Annotated in this window: 16 protein-coding genes; 4 read left to right on the top strand and 12 right to left on the bottom strand. The window is 41.0% G+C overall.

The features are described from left to right. Window positions 1-17: 17 nt before the first annotated feature. Both MST16_RS01840 and MST16_RS01835 read left to right on the top strand, forming a co-directional pair. Window positions 18-794, top strand: coding sequence for a class I SAM-dependent methyltransferase (locus MST16_RS01840; RefSeq protein ID WP_180010256.1), 777 nt, complete (start codon window positions 18-20; stop codon window positions 792-794). 9 nt (window positions 795-803) lie between these two features. After that, window positions 804-1,379, top strand: a complete 576-nt coding sequence (locus MST16_RS01835; RefSeq protein ID WP_168377944.1) for a hypothetical protein — start codon at window positions 804-806, stop codon at window positions 1,377-1,379. A gap of 139 nt (window positions 1,380-1,518) precedes the next feature. On the opposite strand, the gene MST16_RS01830 is transcribed toward MST16_RS01835, so the two are convergent. The 3 genes from MST16_RS01830 to MST16_RS01820 form a co-directional block, all read right to left on the bottom strand. After that, the gene (locus MST16_RS01830) at window positions 1,519-1,929 is read right to left on the bottom strand and encodes a GFA family protein (RefSeq protein ID WP_180010255.1); all 411 of its coding nucleotides are present in this window, start codon (window positions 1,927-1,929) and stop codon (window positions 1,519-1,521) included. A 73-nt stretch (window positions 1,930-2,002) separates the two neighbouring features. Beyond that, entirely contained in the window at window positions 2,003-3,208 is a 1,206-nt protein-coding gene (locus tag MST16_RS01825; protein ID WP_180010254.1) for a TIGR03862 family flavoprotein, read from the bottom strand. A 6-nt stretch (window positions 3,209-3,214) separates the two neighbouring features. Continuing rightward, window positions 3,215-3,865 carry an SAM-dependent methyltransferase gene (locus tag MST16_RS01820; protein WP_180002966.1) on the bottom strand — a complete coding sequence of 217 codons (651 nt, stop codon included), beginning with the start codon at window positions 3,863-3,865 and terminating at the stop codon, window positions 3,215-3,217. Between the two features lie 83 nt (window positions 3,866-3,948). On the opposite strand from MST16_RS01820, the gene MST16_RS01815 reads away from it, so the two are divergent. Then, window positions 3,949-4,134, top strand: coding sequence for a DNA gyrase inhibitor YacG (locus MST16_RS01815; protein WP_078189771.1), 186 nt, complete (start codon window positions 3,949-3,951; stop codon window positions 4,132-4,134). 93 nt (window positions 4,135-4,227) lie between these two features. Here MST16_RS01815 and MST16_RS01810 read toward each other — a convergent pair whose 3' ends face one another. From MST16_RS01810 to MST16_RS01790, 5 genes are all read right to left on the bottom strand, one after another. Next, the gene (locus MST16_RS01810) at window positions 4,228-4,872 is read right to left on the bottom strand and encodes an MBL fold metallo-hydrolase (RefSeq protein ID WP_078189772.1); all 645 of its coding nucleotides are present in this window, start codon (window positions 4,870-4,872) and stop codon (window positions 4,228-4,230) included. Window positions 4,873-4,884: 12 nt separating this feature from the next. Next, window positions 4,885-5,907 (bottom strand): ferrochelatase, encoded by a 1,023-nt coding sequence (gene hemH / locus MST16_RS01805; RefSeq protein WP_168377948.1) that lies wholly within the window; start codon window positions 5,905-5,907, stop codon window positions 4,885-4,887. A gap of 65 nt (window positions 5,908-5,972) precedes the next feature. Beyond that, window positions 5,973-7,001: a DUF4062 domain-containing protein gene (locus MST16_RS01800; protein WP_180010253.1), complete on the bottom strand. Its 1,029-nt coding sequence runs from the start codon at window positions 6,999-7,001 to the stop codon at window positions 5,973-5,975. Between the two features lie 121 nt (window positions 7,002-7,122). Beyond that, window positions 7,123-8,007 (bottom strand): glutamate racemase, encoded by an 885-nt coding sequence (gene murI, locus MST16_RS01795; RefSeq protein WP_180010252.1) that lies wholly within the window; start codon window positions 8,005-8,007, stop codon window positions 7,123-7,125. A gap of 48 nt (window positions 8,008-8,055) precedes the next feature. Beyond that, window positions 8,056-8,664 carry a DUF1285 domain-containing protein gene (locus MST16_RS01790; protein ID WP_168377951.1) on the bottom strand — a complete coding sequence of 203 codons (609 nt, stop codon included), beginning with the start codon at window positions 8,662-8,664 and terminating at the stop codon, window positions 8,056-8,058. Between the two features lie 194 nt (window positions 8,665-8,858). Here MST16_RS01790 and MST16_RS01785 point away from each other — a divergent pair, with 194 nt between their 5' ends. After that, complete coding sequence (locus MST16_RS01785; protein WP_180002900.1) at window positions 8,859-10,571, top strand: electron transfer flavoprotein-ubiquinone oxidoreductase; 1,713 nt, start codon at window positions 8,859-8,861, stop codon at window positions 10,569-10,571. 511 nt (window positions 10,572-11,082) lie between these two features. Here the strand turns inward: MST16_RS01785 and MST16_RS01780 are convergent. The 4 genes from MST16_RS01780 to tusA form a co-directional block, all read right to left on the bottom strand. Next, complete coding sequence (locus MST16_RS01780; RefSeq protein WP_180010251.1) at window positions 11,083-11,562, bottom strand: hypothetical protein; 480 nt, start codon at window positions 11,560-11,562, stop codon at window positions 11,083-11,085. 128 nt (window positions 11,563-11,690) lie between these two features. Next, window positions 11,691-12,482, bottom strand: a complete 792-nt coding sequence (locus MST16_RS01775; protein WP_180002896.1) for a hypothetical protein — start codon at window positions 12,480-12,482, stop codon at window positions 11,691-11,693. Beyond that, a complete protein-coding gene (locus MST16_RS01770) occupies window positions 12,483-15,260 on the bottom strand; it encodes a type VI secretion system Vgr family protein (protein ID WP_180010250.1) in 2,778 nt (925 codons plus the stop codon). 133 nt (window positions 15,261-15,393) lie between these two features. Further along, complete coding sequence (tusA, locus tag MST16_RS01765) at window positions 15,394-15,651, bottom strand: sulfurtransferase TusA (protein WP_078189780.1); 258 nt, start codon at window positions 15,649-15,651, stop codon at window positions 15,394-15,396. Window positions 15,652-15,829 lie beyond the last annotated feature (178 nt).

Genomic DNA, 15,829 nt, shown 5'->3' with positions numbered 1-15,829 from the left:
ATTAAAAAGTGCAGAATATGACACATTCAATACATCCTGCCGCACAACAAGGCTTTAGCTCTGCAGCTGAACTCTATCAACAAGCCCGTCCTGACTACCCGATTGAAATCAGTGCGTGGCTACAACAACATTTAGCTTTAGCCCCTCAATCCCATCTGGCGGACTTAGGCGCAGGTACAGGCAAATTTCTCGAGTATATTCGCCCACTCAGTGAAAATATCACCGCGATCGAACCTGTGCATGAAATGCTGCAACAATTGCAGAAAAAACATCCGCATATTGCAACTTTAGCCGCCCAAAGTGATCAGATTCCATTGCATGATCATTCTGTGGCAGCGGTATTTTGTGCTCAATCTTTTCATTGGTTTGCCACCCCTGAAACCCTCAATGAAATCAGTCGTATCTTAGTTCCCAATGGGGATCTTGTTTTGATTTGGAACCAACGTGATATCCAAGTCAATTGGGTCAAACAACTCGCTGATGTCTTGAGTGAACTCGAAGGTGACACACCACGTTATCATAGTGGGCAATGGCAAAAAGTGTTTGAGCAGCAGCAAACATTTAAATTAATTGCCGAAACCACCTTTCAACAATTGCATCATGGTACAGTGGAACACGTGGTTTCCAAACGATTATTGTCCACCAGTTTTATTGCAGCGTTAAGCACGGATGAACAACAAAAACTGAAACAACAATTTGAAAATATCGTGGCTGAATCAACTCAAAAGACGGCACAGGATTTCATTGATTTCCCCTATATCACGCATGTCTATATCTTTAGAAAAACACATTAGGACACGATTATGCTCTTGCCAATCTCTTTAAAAAAACTCAGTGTCATCTTCCTCATGGGTACAGTCTTAGGACTCACTGCATGTGAAAAATCATCAAAAACGGTGGAACAAAATAGTGAAATCAGTTCCGACGATCAAATCATGAAAGAGCTGAATAGTGATCCTATTAAAAACTTTGCCAAGACCCCAGATGATCTACACGACCTAACGCTACTGACGCAATATGATGAGAGCTTTAGTCAAATTAGCGATGAGATGGAAGATGAGCTGATGAAACTGCGTGAGGAAGGCAAACTCACTGATGAATTTGCTACACAGCGTAAGCGTGACAACATCCAGTCAGCACTGAATATGCTCAAAGAACTCGAAATGAAAACTGAGCAAGGCCGTTATATTCAAGGCTTGATGTATCAGTACTGGGACAATCAATCACAAATTTATCGTGAGAAAAATCAAGCAGCCGATGGTGAGTTAAAAAATCCTAGTGATAGTGTCAAAGGTCTCGGTCAGTTTATTCATGCACAAGAACAATTAGGTCATTGGCAGGAACAATATCCTGAACTACAAAAAACTCGACAACCCTAATCATCCACCCTGTTGCAATCTATTTACCGAAATTCAACGTGGATGAATGAGAAGGTGACACGAGCTAAAAGACACAACATAAACTCAACTTCAAGGGCACATCCATGCCCTTGAAGTGATTGCTCAATCTTAATTTGCGCTATGGTCGTTCAGCATATTGTGGTAAATCGCCTGCGATATCATCCCATTCAGCTTTGGATGCGACAAAGATATGACAGGTCGGTTTCTGTGTCAGAGGCGTGTCTAAAGTGCCTATACGTAAGCGATAGTAATCCGGAGTATCGGCTTTAATACTCATAATTGGTGAACCACATTCCCCACAAAAACAACGCTGTGTGGTTGGTGAAGATTTAAACTTTTTCAATACCTGTTCACCCGACACAATTTTGAAATCTGCTTTGGCTATTGGAGCATTGGTCGCAAATGCCGTACCATTGGCTTTTCTACACCGAGAACAATGACATTGCACGATCTCACCAATCGGACCATTGATCTCATAACAAACCGCTCCACACAAGCAGCTTCCAGTATATTGTTCTTGTAAGCGCATAGTGGTCTTTCTTAGAAGAATTTCATCTCAAAATATCACAACTCCTCAGCAAGATTGTGACAATTTGAAGCGCTTAGCTCTGCAAAGAAACCAGATAGTTTTGAACCCCTTCACCCGCTGCTCGACCGGTTGCAAGGCATGCTGTCAGCAAATAGCCCCCAGTAGGTGCATCCCAATCCAACATTTCCCCGCAGACAAATACAAAAGGATTGCTCTTCAATTGTAAGCCATTATTTAGGACTGAACGCTTCACACCGCCCGCGCAGCTAATCGCCTCATCTATCGGGCGAAATCCGTCAAGTTGAATATCTAAATGTTTAATTTTCGCTGCTAGTAAGGCCGGCTCATGCCAAAAAGATTTATCCACCAGTTCACGGACCAGCGCAGCTTTCGCCGCATCTAAACCGGCTTTACGCCAAACATTGGTTAAAGACTGCTTCTTCGAAGGCTGTAGTTTCTTTGCCAATTGCTCAACAGATTGATCTGGCAATAGGTCCAAAGTCAGCTGCATGGGCTGAGCAGATTTCACCTGTTGACGCAGTGCTCGACCTTGTTTGTAGATCAATCCACTTTCCAGCCCATAGTGTGAAATGATGATATCGCCTTGAGTCGGCTCGGCTTGATCGACCCATGCATTGACTCGCTTTAAGGGCTGTCCAAACACAGGCTGCATAAACTTCGACCAAGCGCGTTCCACGCCAGCATTACTGGCTTGAAAAGTTTCAATGCTCTCAGGCTGCAGCCATTTTTGCCATGCGCCATCACTGCCTAAACGTGACCAAGACACTGCGCCACATGCCATAATAATCGCATCAAAGCCAAGCACTTGACTTGATTCATCAACAAGGTTTTGAATCGTTAGCTGATTGGACTGTAAGTCCAAAACTTGATGTCGATAATGAAACTGCACCCCGTCTAGACTAAGACGTTTTAACCAGGCTCGCAGCAAAGGCGCAGCTTTCATTTCAATAGGAAAGACCCGACCAGATGAACCAATATAGGTTTCAATGCCCAGCCCCATCATCCACTGTTGAATCCATGCTGCATCCCACTGCTTAACCCATGGGCTCAGCCATTCCACTTGATCATAGCGCTGCACAAATTGTTCAACGGGTTCTGCATGCGAAATATTCAGCCCCGTCTTGCCAGCCATTAAAAATTTACGGGCTGCCGATGGTTTTTGCTCATAAACATGAATGTCATAGTCAAATTGGCTAAGCACTTCCGCCGCCATCAATCCCGCAGGACCTGCCCCAATGATTGCAATACGCTGAGTCATGCCCAATTATTCCGCAGATGCTTCGGTGGGTTGCTTGCCTTGTAGCGGCTGAAAATCATCAAAACGTGTGGTATAGCCAGCGGGTTTAGTCACCAATAATTGTTGGCACAACTCACCACGTTCTAGATATTTAATCTCAAAGTGTGTACGTGCTGAAGTCTCTGCAATGCGTTCTTTGACAAAAGGTAGCTTCCAAACATCGATTAACTGCTGCTGCGCTTCCTCAATATATTCAGGAATATTACTGGCCAAGGTAATCTGACCACCCGGCTGCAAACGCGACAATAAAAATTCAAAAAACGGCATATTTAACCAGCGCTGTGCAGGATTATGCGGTTCAGGGTTTGGATACAAAATAAAGAATTGCTGTACTTGCGCAGGATGTAAGGCATGTACTACCCAAGGCAATGCATCAGCATGAATTGGAGCTAAATTGCTTTGCCCTTCAAGTTGATGCTGCTTTTGCATTGCCACAAATTTTTCACGTGTCCGCTCAACAGCAATCAATTGAAATTCAGGGTGATTGGCTGAAAACAATAATGCATGTTTACCTTTACCAGCCCCAATTTCCACACAAATCGGCGTGGAATCAATCGGCTGAAAATCACGGGGAGCTCGCATACGCTGCGCTTGAAATTGACGAATAGGCATAAACAGATCAAACTAAACAGAACGGCATAAGTCTAACAACTGCGACTGTATTTGCCTAATTGAATCATCCGTTTTTGCTGGAGTTAAGCATGCCCACCACCATGAATTGTCCACGCTGCGGCGCATTGACGACTTGGGAAAATAATGAATATCGCCCGTTTTGCTCAGATCGTTGTAAATTGATTGATCTCGGTGCATGGGCCAATGATGAATATCGTCTGCCGACACAAGATGCACCTCAGGCCGATGGTGGCCGTGAAGAAGACCAATTCTAAGGACTCAAGTGCATAACCCTATTATTTAGGTAAATAAAACAGGAATCCGTTTGGATTCCTGTTTTGTTAATTTAAGTTTCTCAATCTAGTTGCTTAACCCGCTTTACCAGCAACGAAAGGATTATGTTGTTTTTCATAACCAATGGTACTCATTGGACCATGCCCTGAAATAAACTGCGTGTCATCCGGCAAGCTAAAACATTCACGCTGAATGGAGTCGAGTAATTGTTGATGGTTACCGCGTGGAAAATCTGTCCGGCCTATCGAGCCTTTAAATAACACATCCCCCGTCCAAAGCACGGCATATTTTGCGTTATAGAACATGACATGACCTGGTGTATGCCCCGGTGCAAAACGAACTTCAAACTCTTCTGCACCCAGCTTCAAGGTTTCGCCGCCTTCCAACCATTGGGTCACATGGACATTTTCAGGGATCGGGAAACCGTATTTCGCAGAAACCTCCTGAATCATGTCCAACCAAAACGCATCTTCTTTATGCGGGCCAATCACTGGAACATTCCAAGCTTGGGTTAATGCCCCAACCGCACCTGCATGGTCTAAATGGCCATGCGTTAACCACAAGGCTTTGACCGTTAAACCGAGCGCTTCAACTTCGGCTTTTAATTTTTCAGGCTCTCCCCCTGCATCAATCAAGACCGCTTCTTTCGACTCAGAGTCCCAAACAATGGAACAGTTTTGTTGAAATGCCGTAACGGGCACGATTTTAACTTGCAACATAGGGCGAAAACCTCAAGGCGATGAATGGGCTAATGTTTGCTTTAAGGCATCAAGATTAGCTTGAAGTAATAAATTGAGCAATGCGACATGATCATCCCGCGCGTTTAATGCAGGAATATAACCATATTCACCACCGCCTGCAGCTTGGAAAATTTCAGCATTTTGCAGCGCCAACTCTTCTAGCGTTTCCAAACAATCCGCTGAAAATGCAGGGCTCATAACCTGTACCGATTTCACGCCTTGTTTGCCCCATGCGTCCAAAGTGGCATCAGTATAAGGTTTCACCCATTCTTGCTTACCAAAGCGAGATTGGAAACTGATTTCATATTGATCTTCAGTTAAACCAAGCGCTTGCGCGACTAAATGTCCTGTTACACGGCAACGGTCAGCATAGGGATCACCCTTGTCTGCATAAGGCTGTGGAATGCCATGAAAAGACATCAATAACTTATCCGCGACCCCATGCTCCGCTTGATAATCACGCACACTTTGCGCTAAAGCTTGAATAAATAGCGGGTGCTGATAGTAATCACGAATAATACTCAAGCCCGGCAAATTGCGTTGCTGCGGAATCCATTGTGCGATCGCATCATATAGCGGTGCAGTCGATGTTGCTGAATATTGTGGGAATAGTGGAAACAGGACGATGTGGTCTTGTGGCTGCTGTGCCAATTGATCTAAAGCTGCTTGAATGCCTGGATTGCCATAGGTCATGGCAGGAACCACCTTCAGTTCAAATTCTGGATACGCTTGAGTTAAATGTGCTTTTACAGCGTCAACTTGCGCCAACAATATTTCACGCATAGGCGAATCATTGCCCCAAACCATTTCATAGGCATGCGCCACACGCTTTGGTCGAAATGGCAAAATGAACAAACGCAAAATCAATTGCCAAATCGGTTTTGGAATTTCAATCACCCGCTGATCTGACAAAAACTGTTGCAGAAAACGACGCACTGCGGGCACAGTTGGCGCATCAGGCGTGCCTAAGTTCGCCAGAATAATGGTGACTTTAGCTTTTTCGGCAGACAACATTACACTTTTTCCATCAATTTGAATGACGCTAATGTAGCAGCTTTTTATCTATTTTATAAAACAGATTAATATACAGTTTTAAATTGGAAAACCCGATCATTATCCAACAAATTACTTTCCAGTAGTTTTTGACCTTTCGAGGTCACTTGCCACAACATGCGTTGACGGTCATCACGTCCATTTGGAATGATCCAATCATTTTGACGCATTTGACTCTTGATACTATGCAAAGCCCGAATATTCACCTGAGCACGAGCAACCGCATGCGCACGAGGCATTTCAACGCGGGCATCTTCCAAACCTGTTTCGTTTAGAAATTCATTCATGCGTTTAGAGAAAAACTCTTCTGGGGTCGGATTGACAAAAGTTGAACCTAAAATCGAAAGCAACTGTGCCCACGTCATTTTTTTCTGAACTTTCAGCTCTTTAAAATTGCCGTCTTGATAGGCATGCATGCGATATTCAAAAGAGAACACTTCATGCATAGACACTTTCGGTAAGCTCAGGAATGGGTCGACTTCTCGTTTTCCTGATTCTGTTTCGAGTTGAACTAACTGGGCTTTTAAGCGATCAATTTCATCATGCAAAGCTTGGGTATTTTGCGGACGAACCCAACCTGAAACAGGATAGCGCTCTAGCATTTGCGGCATGTTCAATCGCACTGCCATTTCTAAATCACGCAAGGTTCGATAGCTAAAGACTTGATCCACTTCATTTTGCAATAGCTTACGAAAGTCTTTGAATTTTTCACGTAGCTCAGGCTTTTCATCATGCAAAGAAAGATCACGTGAATTTGGATCATCATGCATAAACACAATGACAGGTTTTTGCTTGGTCACCGCATAGATGTATTCAAGGTGCATATAGCCCACACCAGACACAGACTGCTCACCGTATTGACTGCCCAATAAAATCATCACATAGTCACAATCGTCAATTTGACGACGTGCAAAAGCAGTGCTCAATGGTGTGCGTTGTTCTAGCCCCCATGAGAAAAACCCCATTCCTACAAGCGTCTGAGCCAAAATGATCCGTTCTGGCTGCATTTCGCTACCAGATGTGGAAATGAATACTTGATAACGCTTATCGAGCATTAGTGATCCTCTCCCGCTGCATAACGCACTCAGCATCGAATTGATCTTAGCTGGAAAATGCGACATGACTACCCCAATAAAAAACTAATTTTTTCATTTAACGTTGTCCAAAATGACTGATTTAGTCTTCTGAACTTATAAGTCCGATGTTGGCAATGTTCCAAGAAATATCATCTTGAATCAGGCGCGCCACAACCGGTTTTAAATTTTCCGCATTATTGCCACTGACATAGCACTCTATACGCAAACAATTTTCTCTTTTCTGATCAAATAATAACTCATTTTTAATCAAAATTCGGGCTGTTTGTCGTGCAACTGCAAAACCTGAGTCAATTAATGTCAGCTTCTGACCAAAAATATACTGAATTGCCGATTTTAGGAAGGGGTAATGTGTACATCCAAGCACTAAAAAATCTGCACCTTGATTTACAACTGGCTGTAAAACCTCAGTTAATGTGTTAAGACAAGCCTCACTCATCTGCGCACCTGCTTCTACAAAGGGTACTAATTCCAAACTGGTAACAGTCAGAACATTGACCCCTGCCGGCTCAGCAAAACGATGCATCACATCTTTAATCAACTTTCCACGAAATGTCGCAGGTGTTGCAAGAACAGCCACTGTTTTACTTTTTGTTTGCAGAACGGCAGGCTTTAACGCAGGAACTAAACCAATAATGGGGAAGTTCTCCCCATAATGTTCACGCAAATAATCTAAACTAAATGCCGATGCCGTATTGCATGCCACCACCGCGACTTTACACCCCTGACGGTATAACCACTCGATCGCATGCGCAGTCAATTCACGGATGTCCTGATCTTGACGCGGGCCATATGGAACATGTGCCGTATCCGCAAAATAAACAATCCGCTCATTTGGTAAATAACGTGCGATTTCCAATGCAACAGATAAACCACCAATACCTGAGTCAAATACCCCAATAGGCGCATCAGCAGTCGCTTTTGGCATGGGTACATTTAAGGGGTAAATGGGATGAATGGCGGTCATAGGGTCACTTATATATTGTTCAGAATGACAAGGTGGAAAGCTTAAACCTCAGGTGCCTAATTGCAAGTGCAAATCGCCACTTTGTAACACTAAAATGGACTCCCCTTGCTCATTTTCAAGCAGCTCACCCATCTCGACTAAATGAAAAAAAGCTGCACGTTGAATTAAGGCATTTATACCAAAACGAACATGCACATAAGGACGTAGTTCACCCTGATATTCACGCATAAAAATCGGATGTTCCTGATCAACAATAATCAGGTCTTGGGTGGTTGTGGTGAATTGAATATAGTTTTTAGCGTCAATCTCAACGTGATCCACCTGATTGACAAATAAAGGCTCATCTTCCACCTGTATTTCAATTTGTTCCACAGGGGTTTTTAAATAGAATTTCCCATCTTCTTTCCAAAGCACGGTTGAGAACAGATCTATGAGCGCTTGTCGCTTGATCAATTGACCATCGTGCCACCATTCTCCATTGGCTAAAACCTTCAAATCCATTGCACCACAATGCTTTGGATGCCATTGATCTAATGGGGGGATTGACCTTTTGTGACCGGACTGTCCATCTTTTAAGTATTGTGCAATGTTCATTAAATTTCTATCATCCCTATTAATGAATTTTTTCGTCGGGTTTTCGTTCAATTGCTGCTTCATCCGCCTAATAAATACCTTAGTGACGGAAAAATAATATGATTCAGCCAATTGGCTAGAACTCGGTTTAAAACTATACTAGCCCACAATATCAAAGACACGATAGAAAAATTGTGTCTGGGCATTAAGAACACTCATGGCAGCACCATTTAAATGAATTGAATGGATGCCACCTTCCGAAATATGAGGAGTCCTACATGGAACACATCGAACGTGAATCGATGGAGTTTGACGTAGTTATCGTCGGTGCAGGTCCTGCCGGCCTATCTGCTGCGATTAAAATTCGTCAACTTGCAATTGAAAATAACCTAAACGATCTGTCCGTTTGTGTCGTGGAAAAGGGCTCCGAAGTGGGTGCGCATATTCTATCGGGTGCTGTGCTTGAACCCCGCGCGATGAATGAATTGTTCCCAGATTGGAAAGAACAAGGCGCACCGTTAAATGTGCCTGTGACTGAAGATAAAACCTTCTTCTTATTGTCTGATGAAAAATCACAAGAAGCACCGCATTGGATGGTGCCAAAAACCATGCATAACGATGGCAACTATGTTATTTCTTTAGGTAACGTGGTTCGCTGGTTAGGTGCTAAAGCTGAAGAATTAGAAGTGTCTATTTTCCCAGGCTTTGCAGCATCTGAAATTCTTTACCATGAAGACGGGACTGTGAAAGGTATTCAGACTGGCGACATGGGTATTGGTAAAGATGGCGAACCAACGCATAACTTTACTCCTGGCTATGAACTGCATGCCAAATACACATTATTTGCTGAAGGCTGTCGTGGTCATTTGGGTAAACGTCTGATTGCTCAGTTCAATTTAGATAAAGATGCTGATCCGCAACATTACGGTATTGGTATTAAAGAACTTTGGGAAATCGATCCTGCTAAGCACAAACCAGGTTTGGTGATGCACGGTGCAGGTTGGCCTTTAAGTGAAACAGGTTCTTCAGGCGGTTGGTGGTTATACCACGCTGAAAACAACCAAGTGACGTTGGGTATGATCGTTGACTTGTCATACACCAATCCACACATGTATCCATTTATGGAAATGCAGCGCTGGAAAACACATCCACTGATTAAGCAATATCTTGAGGGTGGTAAACGTATTTCTTATGGCGCACGTGCGGTTGTAAAAGGTGGCTTCAACTCACTACCTAAATTCACTTTCCCAGGTGGTAGCTTAATTGGTGATGACGCAGGTTTCCTAAACTTTGCGAAAATCAAAGGCTCTCATACAGCAATGAAATCAGGCATGCTGTGCGGTGAAGCTGTATTTGAAGCGATTGCTGCGGGTGTGGAAAAAGGTGGTGACCTTGCCATTGCACGTGTGACTGAAGGTGAAGACTTCTTCGCTAAAGAGTTAACTGCGTACACAGACAAGTTCAACAACAGTTGGTTGAAAGAAGAGTTATATAACTCTCGTAACTTCGGCCCTGCTATGCATAAGTTTGGTCAATGGATGGGTGGTGCGTTCAACTTTGTTGATCAAAACATCTTTAAAGTGCCGTTCACGCTGCATGACTTACAGCCCGACTTCAGCGCTTTAAAAACTGTCGATGCTGCGAACTTCAAACCGAATTATCCAAAACCAGATGGTAAAATTACATTTGACCGTTTGTCTTCAGTATTCGTATCGAATACCGTTCACGAAGAGAACCAGCCTGCTCACTTGAAACTGACAGATGTGTCTATTCCTGTAAATGTGAACTTACCAAAATGGGATGAGCCTGCTCAGCGCTACTGCCCTGCTGGTGTTTATGAAATTATGGAAGAAAATGACGGTTCTAAGCGTTTCCAAATTAACGCGGCAAACTGTGTTCACTGTAAGACGTGTGATATTAAAGATCCATCTCAAAACATTACTTGGGTAACACCTGAGGGTGGTGGTGGTCCTAATTATCCTAATATGTAATCTCTTTTGAGATTGAAATAAACCCGCTTAATGCGGGTTTATTTTTTAATATACAATCACACTCTTTAAATAAATATTATTACAAAAAAACTAATTCCTATAAAAAATCAATTTCATAATTAGTTTATTTTAAATAATTATCAATGTGTCATTTTATATCCATTAGATTTAGATATTTTATAAATAATTAAAAGAAATAATTTCACTAAGCCTAAAAGGCTTTGTTGCATAAATATGTAAGCATCTGATTTAAATAAATTTAATTTTGGATCAAAAAATAATCAAAACCTTTAAAATCATATAGTTATGAACTCTTTGTGCAACAAAGCCCATCTATATTTAAGTATTATTTTTTTAAAACAAGTAATTTAATTTCACCAAAAATTTAAAATGATAGCTTTAAACCCAATATCTTTATTTAATAAACTTATAAGCCTATAAAATATTGAGTTTGCTTGAGACAACAAACCCGCTTAGGCGGGTTAATTTTAAATTATTATAAAAAAATCAACTACCTTCTTATTTCAAACGCTTGAAAGTTATTAGGATGCTTCTGTTTTCTATATTGTTCAGATTTTACAATAAATATAACATCAAACAATCCCTCATAAGAATATATATACCTATAATTACTTAATCTTGAGTCAAAATCAATTTTCTTAAAATTTAAAGAACTATTATTTTCAAAAAAATTGTCATTAAATTTTGGGATAAATTTAGTATAAAATACATTTTTACTATGTAATTTAATAACACTCCATTCAGAATCACCAACATTTTTAATTAAATTAACTTGCAAGTCTGGAAAGTTCGGGATATTAAAATATACTCCTTGCTCCTTCTTAAAGTTATTATTTTTGTGGGCTAAAATTTCTAACTTACCAAGCATTAAATCTGATTTATTAAAATCTCCATTTTTTACACAAAAAATAATTCTTTCAATTAATAATTGGTAATTAATATTATTTTTTGAAATAAATTCATTATTCATATTCAATCCATTTATCGACTTATCATTAACACTATTATTTGCATAACAGCCGAAAAAACTAGTACTTACCCATACGATTACTAGTAAAAAAATACGCATTCCATATCCCTTACAAGTATGATTTGAAATTAATTTTCGTAATAGCCATTCTCAAACAAAGGATCAAGTTGACCATTTTCCAACTTCCACGATGATACACTGAAATCATGCTCACCATCAGCATCAAATAAATCGACACCTTTACCATCCTCGGGATATTCAGGATAAATGTAAGCATTATCTCCATATTTTTTATAAAATTGACTACACCACATATATGGATTTACCACCCTAAAAGGGGGAATTTTTCCATCAATTTCAATGTATCCTTTTCCATTTGGCAAGTCATCAATGACATCATCTAAAATATCTTCTGCTTCTTCAGCACAGGTATCATTCAAAATTACATTATAAGGTTTTCCTTTAAGCACTGCCGCTTCAACTTTTGCTACTTTTTGTTTAATTTTATGAAATTTTTTTTCCGTGATATTTATTTTAAATATTTGAACAACTTCATAAATTAAATAAGAAGTTGTACTTGGCCTTTTATTTACGTATCCATTTGCATAAATTTTTTCATTTCCGTCTATCTCTTCTTCACCTTTTTTATATTCTATATCTCCCAACTCTTCTGTTGGGCCAAAACTAAAAAAGGCCTCCACAACATTATTTTTGGTTATGTAAAAGAAAGCATGGCCATAATCACTACCCTCCCCTTGCAAAATTTGAACTTTTTCAACTTTATTTTTTAAAATACCTACTTTGCGTTCAACAAAAGCTATTTCTGCTAAATTTGCTTCAAATCCAACCAACAAAGAATAATTATCAATTTTAATTTCAGTTTCAGGCTTTCCTTCTTGTGTATCAACCATTTGACTCATTTAATTATTATCCTTTAAAAAATCTTCAGCATCTTGACCAACCAAAATTCTTAATTTTTCCTTCTGCTGAGTAAAAATACGTTTTGTCATTGCGTTAATGTCACTTATTCCAGCCAAGTATTCTCCATTTGGTTTTACAATCACATATTTTTCATTTGGCATTATTTTTTGAGTATGATCTATGACCTTAATTTGTTGACTGAAGCTTTTCAGTTCATTTGGCAAGGTTGTGATTGGAACATTTACTTGTTGAGGCCCCACAAACTTATGCTGCCCTGCCTTCACCTCAAACTTACCGCTAGTAGTAGGCAATATACCCGCACTACTAATTTCAATCTGACTACCACCAGCAACTAAAACAATTTTTTTGCTTGCTTTGATTTCAACTTTATCTTCCGTGGAAATAATTTGAATACCTTTTCGTGCAATCAGATCCGCCCCATCTCCTTGGGCTTGGATTTCAACTTTGCCTTTGCCTGCATACGCGCGTAAACCTTCTTGTGCTGCAAATAGACTGATCTTGCTTTGTGCATGGGCAATCAAGGATTTTTGACTGCTAAGGTTGATGCTATCGCCTGCACTTTGGCTGATCTGCCCATCCGCTGAAAGATGAATATCTTCCTGACTACTCACAGCAATTGAGTTTGGTGCAGATAAAATCATTAAGGCTTGTTTAAAGGCATCCGCCTTTTCTTTACTGCCTTTTTCAATTTGTCCAAGAAAGTTTTTTAGGTTATCCAAGACTTCAAGTGGGTCAGTTTGTTGATTTTTCGCCACTTCACTTAAAGCTTTACTGCTGTTTAAGTTGGCTTCGATTTGATCTTTTGCAGCTTGTGCGTCGAGGTGCATTGCTGCTGCTTGTTGTTGTGGGTGTGTACTAACCAATAACCCTTGACCTGCACGCACCGCGCCCCATTGGTCGGTTCTCAGTTCAAAACCTTCGCCTCTTCCCTCACTTTCTGCGGTTTCTTTGGGATGACTGAGGTTCCCTAGGTTGAGCTGAGTGGCGCCATGGGTACTTTGTAATTGTGTTGAGATTTGTCCAGTCGTGTCATCAAAGCGAAGTTGTCCAAAGCCTTCACCTTGGACTTCCTTACTTTTTATTCCAGCCAGTTTTTTGGTGTCTGGCAGTTTGCCTTTACTATCAAATTGGGTTGGACTGCGCTGTGCTTCATGTATGCGCCCCACTACAAATGGTCGGTCAATATTACCGTCAAAGAAATCAATAACTACGATTTCATTAATGCGCGGTAAGAAGCGTGCGCCATAACCTTCACCTGCCCATGGAGTAAGTACATCGACCCATGCAGAATCCATATCATTGTCATTGCTGCCTGCACCACCATCATGGCTGTGATCATCACCACGGGTAAATAAGAAGCGGACTTTGATACGCCCCCATTCATCGACATGTATTTCTTCACCACTTGGCCCAACGACTTTAGCCCGTTGCGGATGGGTGCTTGGACGGTGTTCGAGTGGGTTATATGCAGGAACCGTCGCAATATTGCGGCGTTGTAATGTGAGCTGATTGGCCTGACGCTCGGCCTGTTCATGGATCGGTTTAATGTTCCACTGACTTTGTTCAATCAGTTGATTGACTTGTTCAGTAAGGTCTTTGGGTAAGTTATTTTGGTTATAGAATTTCTTTTCTGTGATTAAAAATTGTTTGTCTGCACCACTGTGTTGATCAATTTCTGGGTGTTCATTCAATTCAAACCAATAACCGACTTGTGTATCACGCACAGTCGATTGTGCATTGAATTTTTTCGATTGTAGCTCGTGATAGCGCGTTAGGTTTTGATTCAGTTTTTCAATCTGACTGTTTGATGAAGCGGTAGCTTGGTCTTCGCCTTTTAAGTCTTGCATCCATGCAGGGCTGATATGCCATGCTTGTTCCAAACTTAAACTGGCATTGTCTTGGGTTTGGCTATGCTGATGTTTGCTTTGAACTGAGCCTGCGCCTTCTTCTTGGCTCAGTCCATCGGCTTGCCAGCGCTGCACATGGACCGCAGTCGGTTGAATGCTACGTTCACCGATCAAGCTGGTGATGCTGTCTTGTTTTTCTGTGGCACTAGAGCGATGAAAGCGGATACTACGACGGCTGAGTGCTTGATATTGGCTATTGTCATCAATCAGGCGGAGTTTTTGTTTTTCGATCGGGCTACTGGAATGCATCACTTTCAATTGCGCTTCATCGATGAGCCAATTGATGCCTTCACTGCGCCAAAGACGCGTTAAAAAGTCATAATCGCTTTCATTCGACTGCATGATGAAAGGTCGTACATCATAGTTCTGACTTAAACCGCTTAGATCTAGCGTTAGACTGGCAGCAAAGAGCAGACTTTTGCTTTGCCATTCTTTAAAGAGAGTTTCACTGACATCGCGCACCGATTTGTTCATAAACACACGGCTGTTCCTGCGTTTATGCCACAGCGATGTTGCATCTTCTAAAGTGAGTTTATACAGCGTGAGTGAACCGTCACTCTGGCCTTGGGTGGCTTCGGTAATAATACCCGTGGTGCGGAAGAGTTCGCCCTGATCGGTCACTTGATCAACGGCGACTTGTACGCCAATAAATTGTTTTAGTGGAATAAGTGCATTCGTAGATAGGCAAATCAAAGTCGCTTGCAGGCCTTGGTTTAAGACATGCTCCCCATCAATACGTTGAATAAAAAGCTCTTCATTCAACGCAGGATTGGAAAATTGCACATGAATGGCACGTTTTTGGGCGGATAAGCCTAATTTTTCAAGTATAAGAGCAATCGAATTTAACATTTTAAAAGTCTGTTTTTTAAACTTTGTATAATTATGCTGCGAATGATATAGGCTAGCCATCAAACTTGACCAGCCTATTTTATTAATAAAAATGTAACATCTTAATAATTATTATTTTTTACAATCTCTTAAATTAACCTTTCTGAACCAAATAATGGAATTCTTTATTTCCATTTTCATCAAGACGTTCTTCTTGAAGCAAAAGCTCATGACCTAAATGCATACAAAATTTCGGAATATCCCAAGAGGTCGAATTATCTGTTGCAAAAACCTCAACAATATCACCCGATTTTGATTTACGAATGGCTTGATGCAACATCATCACAGGCTCAGGGCAACGTAAGCCACGGGTGTTTAATTGAATTGATGGGGGCACAGAAGGCTCAGACATTAGAAAACTCAGTATTAAAATCTAGGGCTATTTTAGCATAATCCTAACGACCGAATGTTAGCTTGAAAAATGCAGATGATAACGTCTTAAAATGACTTGATCGCTCATCATCTAGATCAACATTAACAATAGACAACTGTATTTTCTACGGTATGATAAAATCATCATTTATTAGATA

This window comes from Acinetobacter sp. YH16040_T (assembly GCF_024605785.1).
Classification (GTDB): domain Bacteria; phylum Pseudomonadota; class Gammaproteobacteria; order Pseudomonadales; family Moraxellaceae; genus Acinetobacter; species Acinetobacter amyesii.
The sequence above is the reverse complement of the archived record's forward strand: the minus strand, read 5'-3'. Positions and strand labels throughout refer to the sequence as shown.

What these genes read in the sequence shown, in the direction of transcription:
- MST16_RS01840 (WP_180010256.1), top strand. Translation starts at nt 18, where the DNA reads ATGACACATTCAATACATCCTGCCGCACAACAAGGCTTTAGCTCTGCA.
- MST16_RS01835 (WP_168377944.1), top strand. Translation starts at nt 804, where the DNA reads ATGCTCTTGCCAATCTCTTTAAAAAAACTCAGTGTCATCTTCCTCATG.
- MST16_RS01830 (WP_180010255.1), bottom strand. Translation starts at nt 1,929, where the DNA reads ATGCGCTTACAAGAACAATATACTGGAAGCTGCTTGTGTGGAGCGGTT.
- MST16_RS01825 (WP_180010254.1), bottom strand. Translation starts at nt 3,208, where the DNA reads ATGACTCAGCGTATTGCAATCATTGGGGCAGGTCCTGCGGGATTGATG.
- MST16_RS01815 (WP_078189771.1), top strand. Translation starts at nt 3,949, where the DNA reads ATGCCCACCACCATGAATTGTCCACGCTGCGGCGCATTGACGACTTGG.
- MST16_RS01810 (WP_078189772.1), bottom strand. Translation starts at nt 4,872, where the DNA reads ATGTTGCAAGTTAAAATCGTGCCCGTTACGGCATTTCAACAAAACTGT.
- hemH (WP_168377948.1), bottom strand. Translation starts at nt 5,907, where the DNA reads ATGTTGTCTGCCGAAAAAGCTAAAGTCACCATTATTCTGGCGAACTTA.
- MST16_RS01800 (WP_180010253.1), bottom strand. Translation starts at nt 7,001, where the DNA reads ATGCTCGATAAGCGTTATCAAGTATTCATTTCCACATCTGGTAGCGAA.
- murI (WP_180010252.1), bottom strand. Translation starts at nt 8,007, where the DNA reads ATGACCGCCATTCATCCCATTTACCCCTTAAATGTACCCATGCCAAAA.
- MST16_RS01790 (WP_168377951.1), bottom strand. Translation starts at nt 8,664, where the DNA reads ATGAAGCAGCAATTGAACGAAAACCCGACGAAAAAATTCATTAATAGG.
- MST16_RS01785 (WP_180002900.1), top strand. Translation starts at nt 8,859, where the DNA reads ATGGAACACATCGAACGTGAATCGATGGAGTTTGACGTAGTTATCGTC.
- MST16_RS01780 (WP_180010251.1), bottom strand. Translation starts at nt 11,562, where the DNA reads ATGAATAATGAATTTATTTCAAAAAATAATATTAATTACCAATTATTA.
- MST16_RS01775 (WP_180002896.1), bottom strand. Translation starts at nt 12,482, where the DNA reads ATGAGTCAAATGGTTGATACACAAGAAGGAAAGCCTGAAACTGAAATT.
- MST16_RS01770 (WP_180010250.1), bottom strand. Translation starts at nt 15,260, where the DNA reads ATGTTAAATTCGATTGCTCTTATACTTGAAAAATTAGGCTTATCCGCC.
- tusA (WP_078189780.1), bottom strand. Translation starts at nt 15,651, where the DNA reads ATGTCTGAGCCTTCTGTGCCCCCATCAATTCAATTAAACACCCGTGGC.